Annotated in this window: 17 protein-coding genes; 1 reads left to right on the top strand and 16 read right to left on the bottom strand. The window is 61.5% G+C overall.

Translation table 11 applies throughout. From position 1 onward, the window contains the following. Positions 1-53 precede the first annotated feature (53 nt). The 16 genes from IV454_RS14225 to puuE form a co-directional block, all read right to left on the bottom strand. The gene (locus tag IV454_RS14225) at positions 54-539 is read right to left on the bottom strand and encodes a hypothetical protein (RefSeq protein WP_206091969.1); all 486 of its coding nucleotides are present in this window, start codon (positions 537-539) and stop codon (positions 54-56) included. A 275-nt stretch (positions 540-814) separates the two neighbouring features. Continuing rightward, positions 815-1696, bottom strand: coding sequence for a CPBP family intramembrane glutamic endopeptidase (locus tag IV454_RS14220; RefSeq protein ID WP_206091968.1), 882 nt, complete (start codon positions 1694-1696; stop codon positions 815-817). A 115-nt stretch (positions 1697-1811) separates the two neighbouring features. Beyond that, positions 1812-2015 carry a hypothetical protein gene (locus tag IV454_RS14215; RefSeq protein WP_206091967.1) on the bottom strand — a complete coding sequence of 68 codons (204 nt, stop codon included), beginning with the start codon at positions 2013-2015 and terminating at the stop codon, positions 1812-1814. A 203-nt stretch (positions 2016-2218) separates the two neighbouring features. Next, a complete protein-coding gene (locus IV454_RS14210; protein WP_206091966.1) occupies positions 2219-4312 on the bottom strand; it encodes a peptidase domain-containing ABC transporter in 2094 nt (697 codons plus the stop codon). Positions 4313-4334: 22 nt separating this feature from the next. Then, on the bottom strand, positions 4335-5720 hold the full coding sequence (locus tag IV454_RS14205; RefSeq protein ID WP_206091965.1) for an HlyD family secretion protein: 1386 nt from the start codon (positions 5718-5720) through the stop codon (positions 4335-4337). 232 nt (positions 5721-5952) lie between these two features. Continuing rightward, positions 5953-6783 carry a MipA/OmpV family protein gene (locus tag IV454_RS14200; protein ID WP_206091964.1) on the bottom strand — a complete coding sequence of 277 codons (831 nt, stop codon included), beginning with the start codon at positions 6781-6783 and terminating at the stop codon, positions 5953-5955. A gap of 118 nt (positions 6784-6901) precedes the next feature. Beyond that, positions 6902-7954, bottom strand: a complete 1053-nt coding sequence (locus IV454_RS14195) for a S1/P1 nuclease (protein ID WP_206092672.1) — start codon at positions 7952-7954, stop codon at positions 6902-6904. After that, a complete protein-coding gene (locus IV454_RS14190) occupies positions 7954-9168 on the bottom strand; it encodes a phospholipase D-like domain-containing protein (protein WP_206091963.1) in 1215 nt (404 codons plus the stop codon). The genes IV454_RS14195 and IV454_RS14190 overlap by 1 nt, the downstream gene beginning before the upstream one ends. Next, entirely contained in the window at positions 9165-10853 is a 1689-nt protein-coding gene (locus IV454_RS14185) for a bifunctional metallophosphatase/5'-nucleotidase (RefSeq protein ID WP_206091962.1), read from the bottom strand. The genes IV454_RS14190 and IV454_RS14185 overlap by 4 nt, the downstream gene beginning before the upstream one ends. Positions 10854-11013: 160 nt before the next feature. After that, entirely contained in the window at positions 11014-14439 is a 3426-nt protein-coding gene (locus IV454_RS14180) for a TonB-dependent receptor (protein WP_206091961.1), read from the bottom strand. A gap of 712 nt (positions 14440-15151) precedes the next feature. Then, entirely contained in the window at positions 15152-16666 is a 1515-nt protein-coding gene (locus IV454_RS14175) for an amidohydrolase family protein (protein WP_206091960.1), read from the bottom strand. A 147-nt stretch (positions 16667-16813) separates the two neighbouring features. Further along, positions 16814-18142 (bottom strand): guanine deaminase, encoded by a 1329-nt coding sequence (gene guaD, locus IV454_RS14170; RefSeq protein WP_206091959.1) that lies wholly within the window; start codon positions 18140-18142, stop codon positions 16814-16816. Then, the gene (gene xdhC, locus IV454_RS14165) at positions 18142-19143 is read right to left on the bottom strand and encodes a xanthine dehydrogenase accessory protein XdhC (RefSeq protein ID WP_206091958.1); all 1002 of its coding nucleotides are present in this window, start codon (positions 19141-19143) and stop codon (positions 18142-18144) included. The genes guaD and xdhC overlap by 1 nt, the downstream gene beginning before the upstream one ends. Further along, on the bottom strand, positions 19143-21479 hold the full coding sequence (gene xdhB / locus IV454_RS14160) for a xanthine dehydrogenase molybdopterin binding subunit (RefSeq protein ID WP_206091957.1): 2337 nt from the start codon (positions 21477-21479) through the stop codon (positions 19143-19145). Before xdhB ends, xdhC begins: the two co-directional genes overlap by 1 nt. 10 nt (positions 21480-21489) lie before the next feature. Beyond that, positions 21490-22971, bottom strand: a complete 1482-nt coding sequence (gene xdhA / locus IV454_RS14155) for a xanthine dehydrogenase small subunit (RefSeq protein WP_206091956.1) — start codon at positions 22969-22971, stop codon at positions 21490-21492. Positions 22972-23063: 92 nt separating this feature from the next. Further along, positions 23064-23996, bottom strand: a complete 933-nt coding sequence (puuE, locus tag IV454_RS14150; protein ID WP_206091955.1) for an allantoinase PuuE — start codon at positions 23994-23996, stop codon at positions 23064-23066. A 122-nt stretch (positions 23997-24118) separates the two neighbouring features. On the opposite strand from puuE, the gene uraH reads away from it, so the two are divergent. Beyond that, entirely contained in the window at positions 24119-24472 is a 354-nt protein-coding gene (gene uraH, locus IV454_RS14145) for a hydroxyisourate hydrolase (RefSeq protein ID WP_054266486.1), read from the top strand. Positions 24473-24538 lie beyond the last annotated feature (66 nt).

Below are 24538 nucleotides of genomic sequence, written 5' to 3'. Positions count from 1 at the left end.
CTTACTGCATAGAATTTAACCAACGCGAATAAAAAATAACCCTTTAACAATCCTCAAATTGCGTTCATGAGCTTTGCTCTTACCATCCCTAAAATGGAACGAGGGCCGTCGATAACTATTCCCTCCGGATTTCGTCGCACCCTCACCTCCCCCTCCCTCCAACGAAGAAATCTTGGGAGTTTTTGCCGATACACAACGACATCAAGGATTCGATAGCTTTCAACGTAGCGCATATTTTCCAGTGCCAGCAACACATTTTTTATGGATTCCACATTATTAGAAGCGATCCTGAACTGTGCAGGCACGACCATGACAACAGACGTCAACGAGCCAAATGCAACACCAAGCAAGAGCCCCGCGAGCGGTGGCGATTCTTTTAGCCCCCCTAAAAAGCTGTAAATTGATAACGTCGTTAATAGAACAATTAGCAGCCATGAACCCAATTGCGACCATGACTGAAAAAGCAGGGCATAACGCCAAAACGGCTGAGGATAAAAAATAGGCGAAATACTTTTGCTGGTTTTTTCGCTATGCGGCATGGAATTTCCTGTCGAGCCGAGAATATGCTAAGTCAATCTGGGCGGTGACGATTTCGAATCGCCGCCGCCCAGTACGGGTTTTGCTGGCAACGGGTGTTTCGCCGTTATGCTAACAATCTCGCCTCATCGCCGAAGCTATAGTGCCGAGCAAGACCTAATGCGACTGTTCAGCGTGGGGCAAGTTGAATCGGAATTCCGGCGAAGGCATGGCGCAACCGTTCATGCTGAACAGTTACGGCGTATCGGGCAATTCATGGCGCGGTACCTGCGAGGTGTCAAATAACGCCGCCATGTGATACGAGACTGAGTGACGCCGTATATTGAGACCGCAAGCACATTTTCGAGTAACAAACAAGCGCGGTCATGCCGATCGCTAGTAGCGCAAGTTCAGGTAACCAGTAGTCGATCGACCCAATGCGAGTCCTTTCGGCAGTCAAAAAAAAGCCGTAGTATTTCTCCATAAAAAAAATGATCGCATTGTATCCGACGTGAACAAAAATCGGCGCATACAAAGAAGAAAATTTTATAGCAACAAGTGCATAAATTACCCCATGCAAAGAACTACCAAAAAAATTATTATTAAGATGAAAAAAACCGAATATCAGCGATGAAATTGTAATTGCAATGCCAACACTGTGCTTTTCCTGTAGACGGCGCAGTACGAAGCCACGGAAAACAATTTCTTCCACAATTGGCCCAAGTATGCTCGTGGTAATTGCATTAATGACAATCAAATTCAGTGTCCAGTTTCCCCTGTTAAAATCCGACGACACAGCAAAATGCCAATATCGAAATGCCCAATCCATATCAATCTGAGCGCTAAGGAGGACGAGTACGGCCCAGCAACCAATACCCAGGCAGACGCATGCAATCGTTACCGCAATCATTTCGACCAAAGCTCGCCTTGAAAAGCCCCTTCCCAACAGTTGAGCAAAATTGCGACCTTCTCGTTTAACGAAATGTTTACTTAAAACAATCATAGTCGTCGAGATCGCCGCCCACTTTAAATAAATAAAATAGTCAATATCGCCGCCAAAATTCTCAAATATGGCACTCCATCCAAACATCACAAGCAACCAAATAAATATAATTTCGTGAACCTTGATCGGCGCACAATATCTAATACGACCAGAAGAATTATTAAAAATTTTAAACATACTGCATTCCGATCTGGATTACTACTATTTTAGCAGGACGGAGCGTCCGCGAATTATACGCTCCGTCGCTTCATTTTAAGAAATTACCAAACCCGGCAATACGATGCGGGGCCTGTTAATCATGGACCATGTCGTACAGCCAGCAACCCAACCTTCCACCCAATTTCTGCAATTTCCCGGCTACCTCACCTGCAGCCTCATAATAGTCCTGCAGGGACCCTTCGCAACTAACTCCTGACGTGGACACTGTACACTTGATATTTTTTGCACCACTGCCGCCAATCATTTCGAGAATTTCAAATTTATCGATTACTTGCATGGCTGCTCCAAGCTAGTTATTCAATCGCACGAATTTTGTACGATCGAGTCATTTCCGGCCCTCCACGACTCGATGGGATTTGACCGGCTCCGATGATAAGAAGGCTAATTTTCGGCTCAACCCGCTTATCTGTCATTATTATCAGATACCTTGTCCTTCCGCTTATTATTAAACCGCAAGGAAAATCTGCTCTCAGCGAAAGATCAAGCGGATGAGGTACATGGACGAAGTTCCACTGTCTTACCTGAACTTAAACTCACTACCCGATCAGCAGAGTTAATCGTCTCAGGCCGGTGCGCAACCATAATGCGCGTGAGTTTCATTGCACTCAACGCCGTATTGACAAGCTGTTCGTTTTGAATGTCAAGATGGCTGGTGGCTTCATCCAGCGCAAGCACTTTGGGCGATTTGTACAGCGCCCGGGCCAAAAGAATCCGCTGCTTCTGCCCGCCCGACAAACTGCTGCCCATATCGCCCACCAAGGTCTGATATCCCATCGGCATGGCACCAATTTCATCGTGCACAGCCGCCAGCCGGGCGCAACGCTCCACATCGGCATATTCGCATTTACTGTCGAAAAAACTGATGTTGTCGATAATCGACCCCGCCAGGAGAACGTCATCCTGCATCACCGTGCCGACCAGTTGCCGATACGCCTGCATGCCAAGCTGCTGAATCGGTATTCCATCAATCATCACCTCCCCTTCGGTCGGCGCGAGCAAGCCGAGAAGGATCTTGCACATCGTGGTCTTGCCGCAGCCGCTAGGACCAACCAAGGCCACGCTCTGCCCCGCCGGTATATGCAGATTCACGCCGTCGAGAATCCACGGCTCACCGTCCGCATACCGAAACTTCACATCGCGCAGAGTAATGCTGGGAGAAATCCGGCTCACATCGCTCTCCCACATGCTCGTCGGTTCAGCCGGTTCCAGAACGATATCGGACAGGCGCTCCGCATGCAGCCCGAGCATTTTCAGGTTGATCAGCATGTCCACCAGGCTGACCATGCGGCCGGCGAACGTGGCTGCATAACTGATAAATGCCATCAGCATCCCTACCGTCAGCGCGTTTTGCAGCACCAGCCCTGCCCCGACGTAGAAAACGATCAGACCCTGCAAACCGATGATCGTACTGTTCGCCGCCTTGATCAGGATGGTGAGTTTCTCGGTCCTGGCATCGCGGTTGGCGACATCCTGCTTCAGGTTTTGCCAGCGCGCCTTGCGCTCGGCATCCCGCCCGAACAATTTGAGAGGAACGATGGCGCGCACGGTTTCCACAAAATGCGTGTTTTCTTTCGCCGCGAGAATCAGACGCTCCTGCGATGCCGCCCTGAGCGGCTGGTAGAAGATCCACCGTAACGCCGCATACAGCACGACGCTGAGCGCTACGATGAGGGCAAGCTCCGCGCTGTACATCAACATCATCCCCAGGGCCAGCAACGCCATCAAACCATCCAGCGCGCTCTCTACGAATACACTGGTTAATGTCTGCTGGATCGCGGCAATACTGCCGAAACGCGATAGCACGTCGCCCAGGTGACGCTTTTCAAAAAACACCGTAGGCAGACTGATCAGATGCGAGAACACACGCGCCGACCATTGCAGGCCAACGTCGATACTCCATCTCATCAACACCATGCTGCGCGCGATCCCAATCAAGGTCTGCGTCACCAGCAGCAGAGCAAAGCCGGCAAGCAGTATCTGCAGCAACTGGTGATCGCCGCTGACGATCACTTCATCGATCACATACTGATTAAACAGCGGCGATACAAGCGCAAACACTTCCAGCGCCAGTGCCAGCGCAAACACTTGCAATAAGGCCCGGCGCAATCCCACGACCGGTCCGGTCAGCTGCTTGATCGACATCCTCCGGGTGGCGTCTTTTTGCTCGAATTGCGCCGTCGGCAGAAGTTCCAGTGCGACCCCGGTAAAATGGTCCGACACCTCCGCCATCGTGAGGATGCGTTCACCGACGGCCGGATCGAAAATGACGACGGTCGTGGCGCCGCGCAGGCTGCGCTTGATCTTCTTGAGGACCACGAAGTGATTCAGATTCCAATGCAATATGCAGGGGCACTTCAGGGCACCCAACTCCTCCAGCGCCAGTCTTAATGGCCGCGAGGCCAAATGCATCGCGCCGGCATGGCGCATCAATTGGGCCAGGCTTGCACCCTTGAGACTGATCGAAAAACGCCGTCGCAAATCCGCCAGATCCATATGACTGCCGAAATGGCTGGCCACCATGGCGAGGCAGGCCAGGCCGCATTCGCTCGATTCGGTCTGTAGAATGGGTTTCATCCCGGTCCCCTGTCAGATTGGTTTAACGCTGCGCCGCCGCCAGCAATGGCGCGGCGATCCATTCCCAGATACGGCGCCGGTCTTGTACGATGTCGGCTTCCAGGGTCATCCCGGCGCGCAGCGGCTGCGCCACGCCATACACATCGATGCTCTGGCGCGACAACTGCACTCTGATCCGGAACAAGGCCTCGCTGCTGTTGCCGCCCGGCGCGCTTTGCTGGGCATTGCTCAAAATCGTACTGGCCAGATGAGGGGGCAGATCATTGGGCGCAAACGGCGCCTTGCTGATATCGACAATGCGCCCGCGCTGCAGCCCGAATTTCTGATAGGGATAGGCCTGATACCGAATCAAGACCGTCTGCCCGGTGGCGACAAAACCCATCACCCGGCTTGGCGCATATAGCTGAACCTCCAGCGGCTCCACGGTTTGCTTGCCATTCGCCGCGGGTATCAATAGCGCCAGGGACTGTGCTGCCAGCACCGCTTGCCCGGGCCGATAAGTGATCGTCGCCACCGCGCCCGCCTGTGGTGCGAGTATCAGACTGGTTTTCCGGCTTTGATTTTCGGCGATCTCCTTGTCGACGCTGGCCTCCGAACGCTGGAGTTGGGCGATCGTGTTGTCCAGCTCGCCGGCGCTGGCCTTGCGTTCCGCCGTCAAGTTCAGCCGGCTTGCTTGCAGCTGCAGTTTTGCTCTCGCAAGCGTACTCACCCGTGCGCCAAGATCGATTAGCTCTTCCTGCTTTTGCTGCGTCTGCGCGGCGGAGACGAAGCCATTTCCTTGCAGCGTTTCATACTTGGCGAGGCTGGCCTTGGCGAGGTCGCGCCGTCGCTGCGCTAACGCAATTTCCTGCTCCAATTCCAGCGCTTCCGCATTGATGTTCAACAAACGTTCATCGATGGCGGCCGTCTTGTCGCGATGCTGTGCCATCCGCGTGCGACGCTCGGCCACCAGCGTGTTCTTCTGGATCGTCAACTGTTGGGCCACCAACATGGAAATTTCTCCGCTACCTCCCTGGCGCTCCGTCGACACCTCGAACAGCGCTTGCCCGGCGACGACAGCCTGACCTTCGGTCACGAAACTGCGAGAAAGAATTCCGGGGTTCATGGCGGAGATCGTCAAGCTGCCGCCGGCAGGCAAGGTCATGCCGGTCACGCGCGCCTTTCTGGTCACGGTGCCGACGAATATGTAGGCAAAAACACACAGCGCAATCGCCAGGGCAACACAGGCAACGATTCTCACCGACATGGGCTGGGCCAGCCGGATCGCACCCATCCATTGATTGGCATGCGCCAGCGCCACCTCCTTGCGGAAGAAAGTGTCGTTGACGGCGGCTGGATGTTCGGCAGGGGCGGCCTGCGGACTATCCGGCGAGGCGCTGGTGAGCGTATTCTGACAAATGGTCGACATTGGACAAGGTCTCATTTCACGGTAAGCAGCGCGCGTCGCCTTTCAGCGGCGCGGTTTGAGTGAAGAAACAGAGTCTCAAAGCCTATCGAACATCAAGTCCTGGCTAATGACTTAACGTAAGTTTTCCCGACAATCTATTTAATGCATGACAGCTTGCGGTAGAACAAAACCGTGGTCGCAACATCAAAGGCGGCCGCGCTGAGCCGACCAGTGGCAGCGCTTGCAAAACCGCTCAGTCGCCGGCCAGGCGGATCGAACGGCCCAGGGTCCAGGCGACCGCCACGCCGGCCGATGCACCGGACTTATTCTTCATCAGTGGACTGTCTTCGTTGGCGGCACCCGCATAACTCTCAAGCCGCACGAAACCCAAAACCCGCACATCGTCATTGAGCATGCGCGACGCGCTCGCGCCCACCCGTGCCAGCACCAGCCCCGCGCTGGCCTGATAGGCGGGCCGGGAGGACGTGGCATAGCGCGGCTGCACTTCGTAGAAATAGCGGTTGACCTTCTTGTCGCCGATGGCCACGCCGGCATTGGCATCGAAGGTCCACAAGCCGTCGGCGCTGCGCATTTCGTACACCACTTTCGGCTCGAACGTGAAGCCCTGCGTGCGCATGCCGGCGCGCGCTTCGATCACGGCACGCAGCGGAATGTCGAGGCGGATGCGGCTCGATGCGCTCGGTTCGGCGATGCGCACCTTCAGGCGCGGCCCGAATTCGAGCAAGAGGCCCAGGTTGGGCATGCCGGCGCGCGCGGCCACGTCGTCGGAGCGGGCCGGCAGCGATCCCGCCAGGCCCACATCGAGTTCGACCGCCTCGCGCTTGAACAGGCGCGCGCCGATGCCGGTTTGGTCGGCGCGCAACACCAGGCCGCGGTAGATCAGGAACGGCAACACCAGGCCGCGCGATGAGCGGTCGGCCGCGCCGGGATACGCAGGCGTGGAGGCGATGCCGCCCAGGATGCCGGCTTCCCACAGCGGGAGCGGTTTGTCTTCGGCTGGCGCGGCGAAAGCGGCAATGGGGAGGGCCAGAAGGATGGCGGCAAATGTTGCGGCTGGTTTCATGCGGATGCTCACGGGTGGATCAGGGAACTTGGATCCCCGCCGGCGCGGGGATGACGTGGGTGGCGCGCAGTCTGCTTGCCAACTCTCGGGAATACACACGGAGGTGTCGCAACGATAGTTACGGCCAGATGGTTTTCAGCAGCGCCGCCAGATGGTAGCCGCCCTTGATCAGCTGCGTCTTGGCCAGCGCGGAACTGGGCACCGGATAATTCGATCCCATCTCCAGCCCGAAGGTGTAATAGGTCTCGCCCTTGCGGTTTACCTGTTTGCTGCTCGCGCCAGGCGTCACGTCCGAATAGGCCAGCTTGGACGCGGCCAGCGCGTCGTCCGCCCACTGGTAGGGCCAGGTCGTGGCCTCGCCCGTGTTCATCGTCACCGATGGATTGCCGTCGATGACCTTCTGCGCGAACTGTTCCGGCGTTTTGGTGCTGATGCGGCGCATCGCGTAATCGACCACGGTGCTGTCCCAGTACGAATGGAACGGCTTGGTCGCCCACTTCTGTGCGCCGGGCGGCAGCGGCTGCGCTTCGCCCGGAATCAGGGCGGCGCTCAAGGAGGTCAGTTTATCGTCGTCGAGCAGCAGGCTGTTGCCGCCGCGCGAATCGTAGATATTCAGGCTATCGATCTCCTCGTGCTTCTTCGGCACCACGAACTTGCCATCCTTGCCGACAAACGCCGCGCCCACGTGCAGCGGCTGGTGAATGTCGCCGGTCATGTGCGCCACCAGCAGCAGCGCCTGGCGCCGGGTCAGCTTGTTGGGATTGAGCGCCGGATCGGTCTTGCCCTGCAAGACTGCGATGGCTTGCCTGAGCGTTTGCACGATATCGACATCGGCCGTACCTACCGCGCCATCATGATAGTGCTCGTTCTGGAACGGGATGTCGGTGTAGTGGTATTCGCTATGGCGCGGATTGGCCGCCGTGTAGGCATTCATTTCCTCCGTCGGCGGCGTGTAGCCGGCGCCGCCCTTGGCGCTGTCGGCCCACACGGTGATCGATTCGAGGCTTTCGCCCGGCAGCAGCAAGGCCGCGACCTGCTTCTCGGCGTTGCTGCCCTTGATCAGTTTTTCGGCGATGGCGCCGACCGCGCGGTGCCCCTCGGCGCCCCACGCCAGCGCGTCCACCGACACGAAGGCGCCGGACAGCGCCAGTACACAAGCCAGTTTCTTCATCATTCGTTTCCCTTGTTCGGTTTTGGATAGTCTTTGGCGATGTCGATCGGCTGGGCGTAGGAGGAACTCCACGTCTGCTCTTGCAGCGCGCCAAGGCGCTGCGCCATCTTCTCGTTGCGCAGCACGACTTCGAGGTTGCGCGACTTGTCGAAGTAGCCGCCGGCCCAGTTGCTGGTGCCGACCCAGGCCAGCTTGCCATCGATCGTCATGGTCTTGCTGTGGATGACGCGCGCGAACGGAATCGGTCCGCTCGCGGCAAGCGGCAAGGTGACGATGCGCACCTCCACATTCGGCAGCAGCGCCAGGCTTTTCAGGTAGGCGATGCCCGGTTGCTCGGTATTCCAGTTCGAGACCATCAGCTTGATCCTGACCCCGCGCGCCGCCGCCGCGCGTACGGCGTTGTCGATCACGCTGTAATACGGACGCGTGTTCTCAGGCCCGTAACCGAGCGGCGCATAATCGAGCAGCTGGATGCGCACTTCATGTCTGGCGTCGGCCAGCAACGCCGGCAGCACCACTTCGGAATCGGCCACGCCGGGCGGGTTGAAGGCGGCCGGGCTGGCGACCAGTTGCGCGGCCTGCGGCGCCACCGCAAGCGCCACGGCGCGCGGCACCGCCAGGTTCGCCGCCAGCAGCGACTGCGCCTGCCAGTCACGCTCGAACACGGCATGCACCTGCGCCACCATGGCCGCATCGGTGATCAGCAAACCCGTCTCGTGAATGTGGGTGAAGGCGCGCCAGTCGAAATTCTGGCTGCCGATAAAGGCAGCCTTCTTGTCGACCGCGATGTACTTGGCGTGGATGATGCCGGTGCCGGTCAGCTGTGCGTAATCGAGCACGCGCATGTCGAGATTGGGGATCTGGCGCAGACGCGCCAAGGTGGCCGGATCGGACAGGCCGACGCCCTTCTTGTCGAGCAAGAAGCGGATCTTCACGCCGCGCTTGCCGGCCGCTTCGAGCCGTTCCACCACCTTGTCGAATGGCGTGCCAGCCTTGCTGATGGCGTAGAACTGGCCGATCACGATCTCGCTGCGCGCCTCGTCGAACAGCTGCGACCACACAGCGGCGCTGCTGCGCAAGTCGTCGTTGACGAGCGTGGTTTCCACCGGCGCGGTCTGCACCAGTTCATAACCCGGGATGGAAAACCCGGCCTGCGCGTGCGGTCCCAGGACCAGCGCAAGCAGCGCCGCCAGGGCGCGCCGGAGCGGCGTCATTGCACCGTCCCGATGCGCCCGGCCGGAGCGGTGGCGCCCACCGGTTTGCCCGCCTTGTCCTGCTTGATCAGGAACTGGACCACGGCGTCGATATCGCGGATCTGCGTGTTGCGCTTGTTGGCCGCGGCGGCGAACGCCGGGAAGCTGTCGCCGCCTTCGGCCAGGAAGTTATTGCCCGCCACCCGATACACGGCGGCGTCGTCGAGCACCTTGCCGTTCAGGGTGACGCTGTCGCGGATAACGCGCTGGCCGCGCGGCGCGGCCGGGTTCCAGCGGTAGCGAAAGCCCTCCGACACCTGCAGCACCGAGACGGTACTCGCCTCCGGACGCGCCCACTGCTGCTCCAGCAGCGCGCGGATCTGGGCTCCGGTCATGTCCATGACGACGATCGTATTGCCGAACGGGAGCACGATCTGTACGTCGCCATAGGTGGCGGTGAGACTGGCGCCGACATCGAGGTCCTGGCGCATGCCGCCCATGTTCATGAAGCCGATCTGCGCCCCCTGCGGTTTGGTGGCCGCCAGCACGGCGTCGGCGATCAGGCCACCGAGCACGGTTTCGCCGCCGGCGCTTTCCTTGCGGTCGATCGAACGGACGGCCACGCGCGCCACCGGCCGCGCCAGCGCCGCCTCGCTGCGCTCCCTGGCCTGCGTGAGGTAGGCCGACACGCGCTCGTCGGGCGGATACTGGCCCGGTTTCATGACCACGTTGCGTACCCCGATCTCGCCCACCGCGCCGCTGGCCGGATCGACCATCATCTTGATGCGCGAGAGGACATGGCCGCCCATGTCGCCCTGGGTCACCACGCGGCCATCGACCTTGCACTGGAAGCCCGTGTGCGAGTGCCCGCTGACGATCACGCGGATAGCCGGATCGAGCTTTTTGACGATGTCGACGATCGGGCCTTTCAAGGCACTGCAATCGGGCTTGTCGAATGGCTCTGGTGTCTGCCCGCCTTCGTGGATCAGCACCACGAACACCTGCGCGCCCTGGGCGCGCATGGCGGGAATGACGCGGTTGATCGCGCTCGCCTCGTCCTCGAACGTCAAGCCCGCGATGCCGGACGCCAGCACCACCGAGGCGGTATTGCGCAGCACGGCGCCGATCAGGCCCACCTTGACGCCCTTGATGTCTTCGATCCGGTAGGCCGGCAAGAATGGCTTGCCGGTGGCATCGTCGATCACATTGGCGGCCAGGTAGGTAAAGCCGGCGCCGCGGAAGTCTGGCGTGAACTGGCAGGCTTTTTCGGGACGGGCCGACTCGCAGCCACCCCGTTGCTGGCGCAGCAGTTCGGCGCGGCCGTTGTCGAATTCGTGATTGCCGACCGAGGAGATGCGCATGCCCGCCAGGGTCAACGCCTCTAACGCCGGTTCGTCGGCCCACATCGACGACATGGCGGGGGACGCGCCAATCAGGTCGCCGGCGCCGACGAACAGCAAGTCCTTGTCTTCCTTGCGCCAGGCCTGGACGGCGGCGGCGATGGTGTCGATGCCGCCGGCCTGCTCGGTTTGCTGGCCGCTGGTATGGATGCTGTTGTACTGGAATTTGGTGGAGTCGAGGTGGCCGTGGAAGTCGTTCAGGGCAACCAGGTTGATTTCGATCGGGGCCGTCGGGCGCGTGGCGCAGCCCGCCGACAGGAAGGCCGCGGCGAGCGCGGCGCAAAGAGGCCTTGAGAGTAGTGTCATAGGGTATAGGATAACCGAAGAGCGCAGGCCGCAGCGGACGCTACGTCCTTTCAAATGTATCGGGAATGTATCGGTCAAGGCAAAAAATCACGTACGGGCGGGACGAAAAAAAACGGCCAGTGTCGCCACCGGCCGCTCCTTAAACTACCTCAGCCACGCATCAGAATTCGTACTTGACGGTCGCTTGAATGGCCCACTGCGATTCGCCCTTGGTCTGGCGAACGTCGAGCACTTCAACGTTGTCGCGTACTTTGTAGATGTACTTGCCGTTCGCATCGAGACCGACGTAGTCGACAAAGCTGCGCGCCTGTGCGCCCGCGCCCTGGAAGCCGACTTCATTGATACGGCCCCATTTCTTGTTCAGCAGGTTGCCGAAGTTGAAAAAGTCGAGGCTGAACACGGCCTTGTTCTTGGCGAACAAACCTGGCAATTCCTGGGCGATGCGCAGGTCGAAGCTGTTGGTCCATGGCGAGAAGTCCGTGTTACGGCCAACCACGCCGCCGGCGGCTTTCTTGAGCTCCTTGTTGCTGTTGACAACACCCCAGAACTTGTCTTCGTTGGCGTGGTTGCTTGCCGTGTCGCCTGCAAACACCACCTGGCCCGAACCTGGCGCCGACGGGATGTACATCAGGTCGTTACCACCCGAACCATCGCCGTTCAAGTCGTTGTTGACGGTCCAGCTGTACGGCTTGCCCGAGCGGCCTTCGTAGAACATGCCGAAGCGGGTCTTGTAAGCACCGAAGAAAGCCTTCTGGAAGTTGACGATGGCATTCACGCGGTTCTTGACCAGGTAGCTCGAATTGGCGTTGACTTCTTCATTCGGATTGAATACCGACCGGCCGGTGAAGTTCGAGTTCGAGGTCGACGAGGTCAGTGGCGACACTTCCTTGGCGTCGGTGTAGGTGTAGGCCATCGACCAGCCCAGGCCGGCGGTCATCGGACGGCTCAGCGAAAGGGTCGCCATGCCGCTGCCGCCCTTGTCGGTCTTTTGCGCCAGCAGCACGTTGGCGAACGATTCGTTGCTCAGTGCCTTGGTGCGGAAGCCAGTGCAACCAGGGCCGCTGGTGATCGCGTTGCCGGTCGCATTCCAGCAATCCTTGTTGTAACCCTGCGCGGTGTAGTACAGGGCGCGGCCATCGCTGCCCTGGCGGGTTGGCGCGCCGAGGTTCAGGTTCTGGTAATAGATCGCGTCCTTGGACTTGACGTGCAGATATTCGGCGCCGAAGACCAGGCCATACCATGGCAATTCCATGTCGAAGGCGATGTTGGCTTTCCACACCGATGGCTGGCGCAAGCCTTGCGCCAGGATGTCGACGTTAGCCGCCGGCAGGGCGGCGTTGCCGCCGAAGCTGCTCTTCTGCTGGTCCGGATTGGCGCTGAAGATGGTCGCGCCGTTGCAAGACGCAAAGTTACCGGTGCCGCAACCGACGGTGGTGGTTGCCACGCCTGGGTTGGAGAACGGGTTCGACAGCCAGACAGCAGCGGCGTTACCCTGGAACAGGCCGGCGCCACCGCGGATTTGCATCTTGCGCGGGGAATCGAAGTTGTAGTTGATGCCGAAACGCGGCTGCACCAGGTTCTGGCCGTCGAAGGTGTTGGTGTTGTCCATGCCATAGCCACCCTTTTCGCGCAGGCCGGTAGCGGCATTGCCTTCGATCTTGGGTGCGGCGACGGCATCGTTGCGGCGCGGACGGTCGCTGATGCGGGCGGCATCGAGGCGCACGCCGGCGCTCACTGTCAGGCGCGGGCTGATGGTCCAGGTGTCCTGTACGAAGGCACCATAGTTTTTCAACGAGAAATTGGCGACGGCATCGTCCAGGTTCACGCCAGGGGCGGCAACCTGCAGCTGGTAGGAGCTTGGACGGCCCTTGCTGAAGTTTTCCAGGATCGCGCGTTCAACGTCGGCCGGGTTGGCGGTGCCGCAGGTGATGGCGCCGAAGCTGTAGGTCCAGGCCGTGCTGCTGTTCTGGCAGCTGAACGTGTAGTTGCCGAAAATGTTTTGCTGGAAGGCGTTATAGACCGTGTTCTTGCTGTAATCGCCGCCGAACTTGACTTCGTGGTCGCCCAAGGCCCAGTTGGCGCCCAGATAGACGTCGTCGGTCTTGGTGGCGAGAATATTGCGGTGACGGCTGTTCTCGGTACCGAAGTTGATCGAGCGGTTGGAGGTCGGCACGCTCGCCGGCGTACCGGCAGGGTTGGCACCGGTCATCGACAGGCTGATCGACGGCAGGCGCGAATTCAAGGTCGGCACGCTGTCATAGTCGCGCTGCGACACTTTGAATTCGGTCGAGAAATTAGGGGTCCAGTCCGACGTCAGCTGGGCCACGAAGGTTTCGATCGTCTTCTCTTGCGAATACCACTGGGAGTTAAGCGACAGGCCGGTGGCGGAAATGCCGGCAAACTGCGGCTCGGCCTGCGAGGTTTTGGCGTAGCGGAACATAGCGCGGTGGTCGTCGTTGATGTTCCAGTCGACCTTGACCAGCACGTCTTCCACGTTCAGCTTGGCGCCGCTCGGCACATCGGTGGTGCCGGCGTTGATGCCGTACTTGTCCTTGGCGATGCCCTGTGCGGCCGAAATCAGTGCCGGGGAAATGCCGACGTTGGTCAGCGAGCTGCCCAACGGGCCGAAGGCTGGCGCGGCGCGGCTCGATTCGAGCTTTTCATAGTTCGCGAAAATAAACAGCTTGTCCTGGATCAGCGGGCCGCCCAGGGTCACGCCCTTGGTGGTTTCCTTGAACGACGGTGGCGCGTAATAGGTATCGTTGGCATTGTTGTAGCGGTCGCCGGCCATCGCATCGTTACGGAACACGTAGTAGACGCTGCCCTTGACGGTGTTGGTGCCGGACTTGGTGACGGCGTTGATATTGCCGCCGGTGTAGCCTTTTTGCGTGACGTCGTAATTGGCCACGTTCACCTGCACGCTCTGGATCGCTTCGATCGAGATCGGCTGCTTGGCGGTCGGGCTGCCGTTCGCTTCCAGGCCGAAGGTGTCATTGACGGCCACGCCGTCGATGGTCAGCGAGTTGTAGCGCGAGTTCTGGCCGGCCACGGAGATTTCGCCGCGTTCCTTGTCGGTCTGGGCCACGCGCGGGTCGGCACGGGCGTAGTCTTGCAGGTTGCGCTGGATCGATGCCTGGGTGGCGATCTCGGTCGAACCGATGCTGGTGCCGGCGCCCATGGACGATTTCGAGAACTTGTCGGAGCGGGCAGCCGAACCGGCGATGGTCACGGTTTGCATCGGTGCGCCCAGGGTGGCGTCGATGGAGGCGGTCTCGGCCAGCTGGATGAAGACGTTCTCGCGCTTTTCGGTGATGCCGCCTTTGGTGATGATGATCGTGTACGGACCGCCCGAACGCAGGCCGCGCGCCACGTAGCGTCCCTCGCCGTCGGTGACGACGTTGCTGACGGAACCGGACTCGGCGTGGACGATGGACACGGTCGCGCCGCTGGCAGGCTTGCCGTCGGCAGCGGAAATGCGCCCGCCGATGGCCGACGTGGTGTTCTGCGCCATGGCCGGCAAGGTCGCCAGCGCGATCGATAGCGCCAGCGCCAGCTTGGTGACCTGCATCCGATTATGATTGATCATTGTGTAACCCCAAAAAAAGACATGTTATGGTGGAAAGCGGCGAAGCCTTCCCTCTGTACTTTGTTGCAAATCTGCGCTGGCGGCGCTTGTGGCGCCACCACGAAAAACCTGTCAAATGAAGCGAAACCGTCCTGATTGTCATCCGTCCTGCCCGCCTGGCGAGAGCGCCCGGGCGCGGCATGTTGCTGCGCAGCGCGCAAGTCTACTTGCCGAATGTGTCATCACCATGACCGGGTGGCAACAGGCGCTACCATGTTTCCGGGAACATCCTCAACCAACTATGCAGCAGCGCCTGCGCGGCTGACAAATACCATTTCGCTTATGCATTTATATATCGATCATATAAATTCATGCATAAAGTAGTGCTAGAACGGCTGAGAGAGGCATTTTTCCGGGGCGTATTGCCTTGACGGATTATAAATCTTCCCTTCCGACGTGAATTCCTTTCATAGGGAATTTCGACAAAGGTTTGTCCGGACGCGCAAATGTGTAGCGGGATGGCCACAAACTTTACATTACGTAAATCATTTTTTATAACAAACGAGGGATGTTTGGTGCCGCACAAGGCAGCACAGCTGAAATTGTGCAGCATTTGCGAGGAGGAAGCGGGAAAACGGCAGAATTGGGGCTAAAAACGGGTAAGGCGAGCCCGGGCCGGTGCCGCTCGTTGCCGCCGGTGGCGGAAACGAACGGGCTGGACAGATCAGCGAGGTCAGCGGAGGCGTGGTACGGCGCTGGCGGCCGTCGGCCAGGCTGCCACCTGCGCCTCGAAGCGCGCAAAGCGCTCATCGAGCTGGCGCATCAGGCGCTGCTTTTCCTGCTGCGGCAGGAAGGCGTAGCGCACGCCGTTGTACGAGACCTTCTTGATTTCCGCGTACGACGGCTGGTAGCGGCTGGCGAACAAGGTGTATTCCTGCGACAGGTTGTGACGGGTCACGCCGGCGTCGTCGGTCGAAATCACGTACGGCACGCCGAATTTGCGGTACAAGGTCACCGGATGGTTGGCACCCTTGATGCCGGAGATGAAGGCATTGCTGGTCAGGTTGATCTCGACCGGAATATCCTTCTCGCGCATGAATTTCATGATCGCCGGCGCGTTCGATTCATGCGCCAGGTCGATGCCGTGGCCGATGCGGTCGGCGCCGGCCACGCTCAGGGCCTGGTCGATGTGGAACTTGAGGCCTTCGGGCGGCACGTCGCCCAGCGCCAGTTCGCCCGCGTGCAGCGCCAGTTTCACCTTCGGATAGCGGGTTTTCAGGAAGCGGAACATCTTCATGTGCAGCGCGTAGTCGCGCATCGACGGCGCCAGGCTTTCCTGGCCGACGATATTGACGCCGACGATCAACTCGCTCTGGCTGGCGGCCTTGAAGCCGGCCAGCATCGACGAGAACACCATCGACGGGTTCACCAGGCGCAGTACATACGCCTGGTAGCGCATGGTGAACTGCTCGTCGTCGACGTTGGCGTGGTTGGTCTTGATGCGTGCGACGTAGTCTTCCACGCCCTGGTTGAAGGCCGGGGCTTTTTCCAGGGTCTCCATCCAGTCGCGCATGGCGGCGGTGAGGGCAGCATCGTCGCCGGCTTTCCACATGGCGCTATCGGCATCGGCGCTGCCCGTCATGGGCGCGAGCTTGAACATGGTTTCGATGTAGCCGACGTTTTCGGCGACGGCGCGCTTTTTCAGCTCCAGCAAGCCGTCGTTGTAGTTGGCGTTCGAGACCGGACCGAAGAAGCCGAAGGTCTGGAAGAACTGGCGGTCCGGCGGCGGCTGGAGCGCGCCATGGTTGTCGAAATCCTTGCTCGACCAGCGCTGCAGCAGCTCGCGGTAGGTGAAGTCGTCGGCCAGCACGTCGGCCGAGGACAGGCAGGTGCGCTCGGCGGCTGGGAGCGCGCGCTGGGCGTCGATCACGGCCTTGGTCGTTTCGATGCGGTAGGTCTGCTTGTTGACGCACAGGCCCTGCTTGTCGAGGAAGTCGACGTATTGTTCGGCGTAAAGGGCGCCCGAGTAGTGGTGGTGCAGGTCGGCGCCCTTGGGCATCTGCGAGAAGAACAGGGTCAGTTCGGACAGTTTCGGCTCGGCGCCGGCGATCAGGCCCGCCAGATGGCGCGCGGTGGCCGCTTCGTTGGCCTTGGCTTTGGCGCTCGGCGCGGCGGCGTGGGCGTTGGCGACATACGCGTTCGCGGCAAGGGCCAGGGCGATCAACAAGCTGCTCGATTTACGGATCATGGTTCGTCTTCTCTCGATTAATGTCCGTCGCTCCCGCGCAGGCGGGAGCCCAAGTACATGCCGCAGCTGAGCACATAAACTTGGACTCCCGCCTGCGCGGGAGCGACGGTTTTTGGTGTAGCGGTATTTACAGGAACTTACAGGCACTTACAGTGTCATCGCGCCTGCGCACTCGTGCACCTTGCGGCCGGCCGCAAAAGTCGCACGGATACACCGGTCATCGCCCAGCAGCGCCAGCGCAAACAACAGCTCCTCGAGATTATTGCAGCGCTCCGTGCGGCGCGCCAGCAAGGGCGTCGCTTTCGGGTCGAGCACGATGAAATCGGCCTCCGCCCCCGCCACGAAACTGCCGATGGTCCCTTCGAGTTGCATGCTGCGCGCCGCGCCCAGGGTCGCCAGGTAAAACATGCGCGCGGCCGGCAGGTAGCTGCCCTTCAGCCGCGCTACTTTATAGGCTTCATTCATAGTTTGCAACATGGAGAAGGAAGTCCCCGCTCCCACGTCGGTCGCCAGCGACAGCGATACCCGCGCCGCGTCGGCCTTTTCAAAGTCGAACAGGCCGCTGCCGAGGAAGAAATTGGAGGTCGGGCAGATCGCCGCCGCCGACCCGGTTTCGGCCATGCGCGCGAAATCGCGCTCGTCGAGCCAGATGCAGTGGCCGAACATGGCGCGCTCGCGCATCAGCCCATAATGGTCGTACACGTCCAGATAGCTGCGCGCTTCCGGAAACAGCGACTTGACCCAGCTGCACTCGTCCGCGTTCTCCGACACGTGGGTCTGGATAAATGTGTCCGGATACGCCGCCGCCAGCTCGCCCGTCAGCTGCAATTGCGCTTCGGTGGACGTGGGCGCGAAGCGCGGCGTGATCGCATACATGGCGCGGCCCTTGTTGTGCCATTTTTTGATCAGGTCTTCGCTGTCGCGCGCCCCGCTTTCGGCGGTATCGCGCAAGAACTCGGGGCAGTTGCGGTCCATGAGTACCTTCCCCGCCGCCATGCGCAGGTTGCGCGCTTCGCTGGCCTCGAAAAACGCATCGACCGATTCGCGGTGCACGGTGCAGTACACCATGGCCGTGGTGGTCCCGCAGCGCAGCAGCTCGTCGAGGAAGAAGTCGGCCACTTCGCGCGCGTGCGCCGGGTCGCCGAACTGGCGCTCGGTCGGGAAGGTGTAGGTTTCCAGCCACGGCAACAGGCCAGGCGCGGGCGAGGCGATCATGTCGGTCTGCGGGAAATGCAGGTGGGTGTCGATAAAGCCCGGCATGATCACCTTGCCCCGGTAATCAGTCACCTGCGCGCCGGCCGGCAAGGTCGGGAACAAGCGCGCGTAATCGCCGGCAGCCTGGACGATGCCGCCGGCGACGATCAGCAGCCCGTCTTCGTGCCACAGGCAGGCGTCAAGGCTGAAGGCCGGGTCGGCGTGAAAATGCAGCAAGCTGGCTCGGTAGGCTTGCACGGGGGTTGGTGGTACGGTAGACATCAGACTCTTTCGGTGATTTTAGCCGGGGGTAAGGTGAACGCCGGGGGCGTCCCTTGCATGGCTTCCCACACGGTCAGTAATTGCGCGCAGACGGATGCGGCGATGACCGCCGGCGCTTTGTTGGTGATGCCGGCCAGCCCGATCGGGCAGACCATGGTGTCGATGCGCGCCGAATCCACGCCGCGCGCGCGCAGCCGGTGTTCGAACTGGCGGCGCTTGGTTTTCGATCCGATCAGGCCGAACCAGCCCACATCGGACCGCGCCATGATCGCTTCGGTCAGGCGCTGGTCGAGCGCGTGGCTGTGCGTCATGACGAGGAAACTGGCATTCGGTGGCGCCGCAGCTACCAGCGCTTCCGGCACGTCGGTCGCTTCGGCGGTGACGTTGGCCGGCAACTGCGGCGGGAACATGTCGTCGCGTTCGTCAACCCAGGTGACGTGGCACGGCAGGTGCGCCAGGGCGCGCACGATGGCCGTGCCCACATGGCCGGCGCCGAACAGCACCAGGTGCGCGCGCGGAGCGAACACCGGATCGACCAGCCAGCGCCGCCCGTCCGGCTCCTGCATGACGTAGGCGCCGCGGTCGCGCGCGAACACGGGCGGACGCGCGCCAAGCAGCCAGCGTCCATCGCCATCGAACAGCGCGCTGTCAGGTGCGCCGTCGATGGCGACCATCCTCCAGCTGTCGTCCTGGCGGCGCTGTCCGAGCAGCGCGGCCTGCGCCGGATCGAGCAGTTCGAACGCCAGGTGCACCACGCCGCCGCAGCACTGGCCGAGACTGGGGCCGAGCGCATAGCGCTCGAAGTGGCGCGGGCGGGCGTCAAGCAGCATGGCGCGCGCGGTCTCGATGGCGCGGTGTTCAAGGTGGCCGCCGCCGATGGTGTCAACCACACGGGTGGCATCGACCAGCATCTTGGCACCGCATTCGCGCGGGCCGGAGCCTTCGACAATGGCCACGGTCACCAGCACGGCTGGACCGGTGGCGCTGAGCCAGTCGCCCATCACGCCGCCTTGAGCGCCGCTTCGACAGCGGAAATGGATTTGAGGATTTCTTCGCTGGTAGCCGGAGCGTTCAGCGGAGGGTTGACCTTGTGCCCGCCGACGCTGGAAATCGCATCGCGGATCGCAAAGAACACCGAAAACGGCAGCAGCAGCGGCGGCTCGCCCACGGCCTTGGAGCGGTGGATGCTGTCTTCGACGTTGCGGTTGTCGAACAGGCGCACGCGGAAGTCTTCCGGGCAGTCGGACACGCCGGGAATCTTGTAGGTCGACGGCGCGTGCGTCATCAATTTACCGGCCGGGTTCCACCACAGTTCCTCGGTGGTGAGCCAGCCCATGCCCTGGATAAAGGCGCCTTCGACCTGGCCGATGTCGATGGCCGGGTTGAGCGACTTGCCGGCGTCGTACAGCGCATCGGCGCGCAGCAGCTTCCATTCGCCGGTCAGCGTATCGACCACCACTTCGGCCACGGCGGCGCCGTAGGCGTAGTACGAGAACGGGCGGCCGTTCATGGTCTTCGGGTCCCAGTGCAGGCCGGGCGTGGCGTAGAAACCGTCGGACCACAGCTGCACCCGCGCCAGGTAGGCTTTTTGCACCAGCACCGGGAAGGCGACTTCATGGCCGTTGACATACACCACGTCAGCGGCGAACACCACCTCGCCAGCCTCGCCGCCGTACAGCTTGACCGCGTAGGCGGAAAGGCGTTCACGGATCTGGCGCGCCGCGTCCTGGGCCGCCTTGCCGTTCAAATCGGCGCCGGTCGATGCGGCCGTGGCCGAGGTGTTCGATACCTTGCTCGTGTCGGTCGCGGTGGCGCGCACATTGGCGATGTCCACGCCCAGTTCATGGGCGACGACCTGCATCACCTTGGTGTTGATGCCCTGCCCCATTTCGGTACCGCCGTGATTGACGATGATGGACCCATCGACGTACACGTGCACCAGCGCGCCGGCCTGGTTCAGGTGCGTGACATTGAAGGCGATGCCGAACTTGACGGGTGTGAGCGCCAATCCTTTCTTGAGCACCGGGCTGGTGGCGTTAAAGGCGGCAATCGCCGCGCGCCGCGCGCGGTAGTCGCTGCTCTCTTCCAGTTCGGCGGACAGTGCGTGAATCACGTTGTCGACCACGACCTGGCCGTACGGCGTGACATTGCGCTCTTCGCGCCCGTAGAAATTCAATCGACGGATGTCGAGCGCATCGCGCCCCAGCTCACGCGCGATTTCATCGATGATGTATTCAATGGCAATCGCGCCCTGAGGGCCGCCGAAACCGCGGAAGGCGGTATTGGACTGCGTGTTGGTCTTGCCGCAGGCGGCGCGGATGTCGACGTCGGACAGATAATAGGTGTTATCAAAATGGCAGACCGCGCGCGTGGCCACAGGCCCCGACAGGTCGGCCGAATAGCCGGCGCGGGTGACCATGTCGACCTTGGCGGCGACGATGCGGCCGTCGTCGTCGTAGCCGACTTCGTATTCGTAATGGAAGCAGTGGCGCTTGCCGGTGACGAGCATGTCGTCGTCGCGGTCGGCGCGCAGCTTGACCGGGCGCTTGAGTTTCGAGGCGGCGATGGCGGAAGCGGCCGCCCACAGCGCCGATTGCGACTCCTTGCCGCCGAAGCCGCCGCCCATGCGCCGGCATTCGACCACGATGTTATGCGAGTGCAGGCCGAGCGCGTGCGCCACCACGTGCTGCATTTCGCTCGGGTGCTGGGTCGAGCAAAGCACCAGCATGCCCTTGTCTTCCTTGGGAATGGCGTACGAAATCTGCCCTTCCAGGTAAAACTGCTCCTGCCCGCCCACATACAATTCGCCCTTGACCGAGCGCGGCGCCTTGTCAAAAGCGGCCTGGTAGTCGCCGCGCGCCAGCCGCATTGGCGGCAGCACGTACGATTGCGCGGCGCGGGCAGCTTGCGGCGTCAGGATGGCGGGCAGTTCCTCGTACGTGACGTGGCCCAGGCGCGCGGCGCGGCGCGCATTGTCGTGCGTGTCGGCCACGACGATGAAAATCGGCTGGCCGACATACATGACCAGGCCATCGGCCAGGATCGGATCGTCGTGGATGATCGGGCCGCAGTCGTTGGTGCCGGGGATGTCGTCGACCGTCAGCACGGCCACCACGCCCACGCTGGCGCGCACGGCGGCCAGGTCGACGGCGGTGATGTTGGCGTGCGCCTGGCTCGACAAGCCGAGCGCCGCGTGCAGGGTGCCCTGCACTTCCGGGATGTCGTCGGTGTAGGTGGCCTGGCCGAGCACGTGCAGCGCGGCCGATTCGTGCGCGCGCGAGACGCCCACGCCGGTCCACGCCGCCGCTTTGAGCGCTGGGGTAGCTGCGTCGTTCATGGTGTTCTCCTTACGCGCGCACGGCAAAGGCGTTGACGGCATCGGCCGCCAGCGGGTTGTGTTGACGGGTCTCGAACCAGTAGCGGCGCAGCAGGTTCTGCGCGGCCTTCATGCGGTATTCGCTGGACGCGCGCATGTCGGACAAGGGCGCGTAATCCTGCGCCAGCATGGCCATGGCAGCGTCCACCGTGGCCTCGCTCCACGGCTGGCCGACCAGCAGGGCTTCGGTCTGCGCGGCGCGCTTGGGGGTGGCGGCCATGCCGCCGAAGGCGATGCGGGCCTCGGCCACCACGTCGCCGTCGAAGCGCAGCGCAAAGGCGGCGCACACGGCGGAGATGTCCTGGTCGAAGCGCTTGGCCAGTTTGTAGGTGCGCAAGCGCACGCCGTCGCGCGGCAGCGGCACGCGCACGGCCTGGACGAACTCGCCCGCCTGCATATCCTTTTTCTGGTAGCCGAGGTAGAGTTCTTCCAGCGCCATCTCGCGTGCGCCGGCCCCGCCGCGCAGCACCACCCTAGCACCTAAGGCGATCAGCCACGGCATCGAGTCGCCGATGGGCGAACCGTTAGCGACGTTGCCGCCCAGGGTGCCGGCATTGCGGATCGGGAGCGAGGCAAAGCGCTGCCACATGGCCGACAGTTCGGCCGGATAGTGCGCGGCGACGGCCTTGTAGGCTTCTTCCAGGGTCACGCCGGCGCCAATGTCGATCATGCCGTCCTGCTGCGTGACCTGCTTGAGCGCGTCGACGTGGCCAAGATAGATGATGTCGCCCAGCTCGCGCATCTGCTTGGTGACCCACAGGCCGATGTCGGTGGAACCGGCCAGCAGCACGGCGTTGGGCTTGTCGGCGCGGATGCGCACCAGTTCATCGAGCGTGCGCGGGGCGTGGAAGTGCGCGCCGGCGGCGCTGTAGGTGGCCATCGCGCCGCGCTGCAGGGGCGCCAGTCGGGCCGCCAGCGCGGCGCGGTCGAAATGCACGGCGGGCAGTTCGCCCATGCGCTTGGCGGCGTCGATGATCGGGCGGTAGCCGGTGCAGCGGCACAGATTGCCCGAGAGTGTATCGTCGATCTGGCAGCGGGTCGGCTCGCGCGTCGCATCGCGCCCGTCCTGCTTGAGGTACATGCCCCACAGGGACATGACGAAACCGGGCGTGCAAAAGCCGCACTGGGAGCCGTGGCATTCGACCATGGCTTGCTGCACCGGGTGCAGGGTGCCGTTGGGCTGCTCCAGGTCTTCCACCGAGAACAGGGCCTTGCCGTCGAGCGTAGGCGTGAGCTGGATGCAGGAATTGACGGCCTTCATCTCGACCTGGCCGTCCGCGCCCAGCGAGCCGATGACGACCGTGCAGGCGCCGCAGTCGCCTTCGGCGCAGCCTTCCTTGGTGCCGGTGCAGTGCAGGTCCTCGCGCAAATGCTGGAGAATGGTCTGCGTCGGCGCGGCCTGCGTGACTTCACGCACGGCGCCCTGATAGTAAAAACGAATCGGTTCTGACATTGTTGCCTCGGCTTTGTCCCAGTGTACAAGGCTAACACCCAAGGCATCCGTAATTATATCTATTCGAAGATGTCGGTTATCAGCAAAAAGCACTATGCCGGATGAACGGCCTTCCAGTGCTCGGCGATATCGATGCGCCGGGTGATCCATACCTTGTCGTGACTTTGCACGTAATCGAGAAAGCGCGCCAATGCCGCCGCGCGCGCCGGACGGCCCACGATGCGGCAGTGCAGGCCGATCGAGAGCATTTTCGGCTGGTTCAGGCCATCCGGATCGCCTTCCGCGTACAGCACGTCGAAGGCATCTTTCAGATAATCGAAGAACTGGGTGCCGGAGTTAAAGCCCTGCATGGCGGCGAAGCGCATATCGTTGGTATCGAGGGTGTAGGGCACCACCAGGTGCGGCGTGACGCCGCCCGCGTGTTCGACGTTCTGCCAGAACGGCAGGTCGTCGCCGTAATAATCGGCGTCGTAGGCGAAACCGCCATGCTCGACCACCAGCCGGCGCGTATTGGGCGAGTCGCGCCCGGTGTACCAGCCCTGCGGCGCCGCACCGGTCAGCTCGCGCATGATTTGCACGGCTTGCGCCATGTGGGCGCGCTCGGTGGCTTCGTCCACATTTTGGTAGGAAATCCACTTCAGGCCATGGCAGGCGATTTCGTGGCCCAGTTGCTGGAATGCGGCCACGGCCTCCGGATTGCGCTTGAGCGCCATCGCCACGCCGAACACGGTCAGCGGCAGCTTGCGCTCTTCGAACAGGCGCAGCAGGCGCCACAGGCCCGCGCGCGAGCCATATTCGTACAGCGATTCCATGCTCATGTGGCGCATGGGAAACGCGGCCGCGCCGATGATCTCGGATAAAAACGTTTCGGAGGCGGCATCGCCGTGCAGCACATTGTTTTCGCCGCCCTCTTCATAGTTGAGCACGAACTGCAGCGCCACCCGCGCCTGGCCCGGCCATTGCGGATGGGGCGGGGTGCGCCCGTAGCCAATCAGGTCGCGCGGGTAGTTGTCGTAAGTCGTCATGAATGGGCTCGGGATGGAAGGAAATACATGGAGGGTATAGTGCGGATCATATATTGGCGTTCGCACGCCAGTATATGATCAGCCAGATAACAAAGGTCAATATCGACATATAGGGAAGGATTATGGGAAAACTTAGTACGCATGTGCTTGACACAACGCAAGGCAAACCCGGGGCCGGGGTGGTAGTCGAACTGTACGCCGTCGCTGCCGGCGCGCGCACCCTGATCAAGACCGTCACCACCAACCGCGACGGCAGGATCGATACACCCCTGCTCGAAGGCGATGCCATGCAGGCCGGACGCTACGAGCTGGTGTTCGCCGCCGGCGATTATTTTGCCGCCCAGGGCGTGAAGCTGCCCGAGCCGCGCTTCATCGACCAGGTCACCCTGGCCTTCGGCATCGCCGATCCAGCCCAGAACTATCACGTGCCGCTGGTGGTCACGCCGTGGTCGTATTCCACTTACCGGGGTAGCTGACACACCAAGGAAACCGTGCAGCGGGCAAAAACTTGCTATTCTTGGGCAGACAGCTACAGGAGAGAG

Source organism: Massilia antarctica, assembly GCF_015689335.1.
GTDB classification, from domain to species: domain Bacteria; phylum Pseudomonadota; class Gammaproteobacteria; order Burkholderiales; family Burkholderiaceae_D; genus Telluria_A; species Telluria_A antarctica.
This window is presented reverse-complemented; position numbering and strand designations above follow the sequence as displayed.

Excerpts from the sequence above, each read along its gene's own strand:
- IV454_RS14225 (WP_206091969.1), bottom strand. The coding sequence starts at position 539 with ATGCCGCATAGCGAAAAAACCAGCAAAAGTATTTCGCCTATTTTTTAT.
- IV454_RS14220 (WP_206091968.1), bottom strand. The coding sequence starts at position 1,696 with ATGTTTAAAATTTTTAATAATTCTTCTGGTCGTATTAGATATTGTGCG.
- IV454_RS14215 (WP_206091967.1), bottom strand. The coding sequence starts at position 2,015 with ATGCAAGTAATCGATAAATTTGAAATTCTCGAAATGATTGGCGGCAGT.
- IV454_RS14210 (WP_206091966.1), bottom strand. The coding sequence starts at position 4,312 with ATGAAACCCATTCTACAGACCGAATCGAGCGAATGCGGCCTGGCCTGC.
- IV454_RS14205 (WP_206091965.1), bottom strand. The coding sequence starts at position 5,720 with ATGTCGACCATTTGTCAGAATACGCTCACCAGCGCCTCGCCGGATAGT.
- IV454_RS14200 (WP_206091964.1), bottom strand. The coding sequence starts at position 6,783 with ATGAAACCAGCCGCAACATTTGCCGCCATCCTTCTGGCCCTCCCCATT.
- IV454_RS14195 (WP_206092672.1), bottom strand. The coding sequence starts at position 7,954 with ATGAAGAAACTGGCTTGTGTACTGGCGCTGTCCGGCGCCTTCGTGTCG.
- IV454_RS14190 (WP_206091963.1), bottom strand. The coding sequence starts at position 9,168 with ATGACGCCGCTCCGGCGCGCCCTGGCGGCGCTGCTTGCGCTGGTCCTG.
- IV454_RS14185 (WP_206091962.1), bottom strand. The coding sequence starts at position 10,853 with ATGACACTACTCTCAAGGCCTCTTTGCGCCGCGCTCGCCGCGGCCTTC.
- IV454_RS14180 (WP_206091961.1), bottom strand. The coding sequence starts at position 14,439 with ATGATCAATCATAATCGGATGCAGGTCACCAAGCTGGCGCTGGCGCTA.
- IV454_RS14175 (WP_206091960.1), bottom strand. The coding sequence starts at position 16,666 with ATGATCCGTAAATCGAGCAGCTTGTTGATCGCCCTGGCCCTTGCCGCG.
- guaD (WP_206091959.1), bottom strand. The coding sequence starts at position 18,142 with ATGTCTACCGTACCACCAACCCCCGTGCAAGCCTACCGAGCCAGCTTG.
- xdhC (WP_206091958.1), bottom strand. The coding sequence starts at position 19,143 with ATGGGCGACTGGCTCAGCGCCACCGGTCCAGCCGTGCTGGTGACCGTG.
- xdhB (WP_206091957.1), bottom strand. The coding sequence starts at position 21,479 with ATGAACGACGCAGCTACCCCAGCGCTCAAAGCGGCGGCGTGGACCGGC.
- xdhA (WP_206091956.1), bottom strand. The coding sequence starts at position 22,971 with ATGTCAGAACCGATTCGTTTTTACTATCAGGGCGCCGTGCGTGAAGTC.
- puuE (WP_206091955.1), bottom strand. The coding sequence starts at position 23,996 with ATGACGACTTACGACAACTACCCGCGCGACCTGATTGGCTACGGGCGC.
- uraH (WP_054266486.1), top strand. The coding sequence starts at position 24,119 with ATGGGAAAACTTAGTACGCATGTGCTTGACACAACGCAAGGCAAACCC.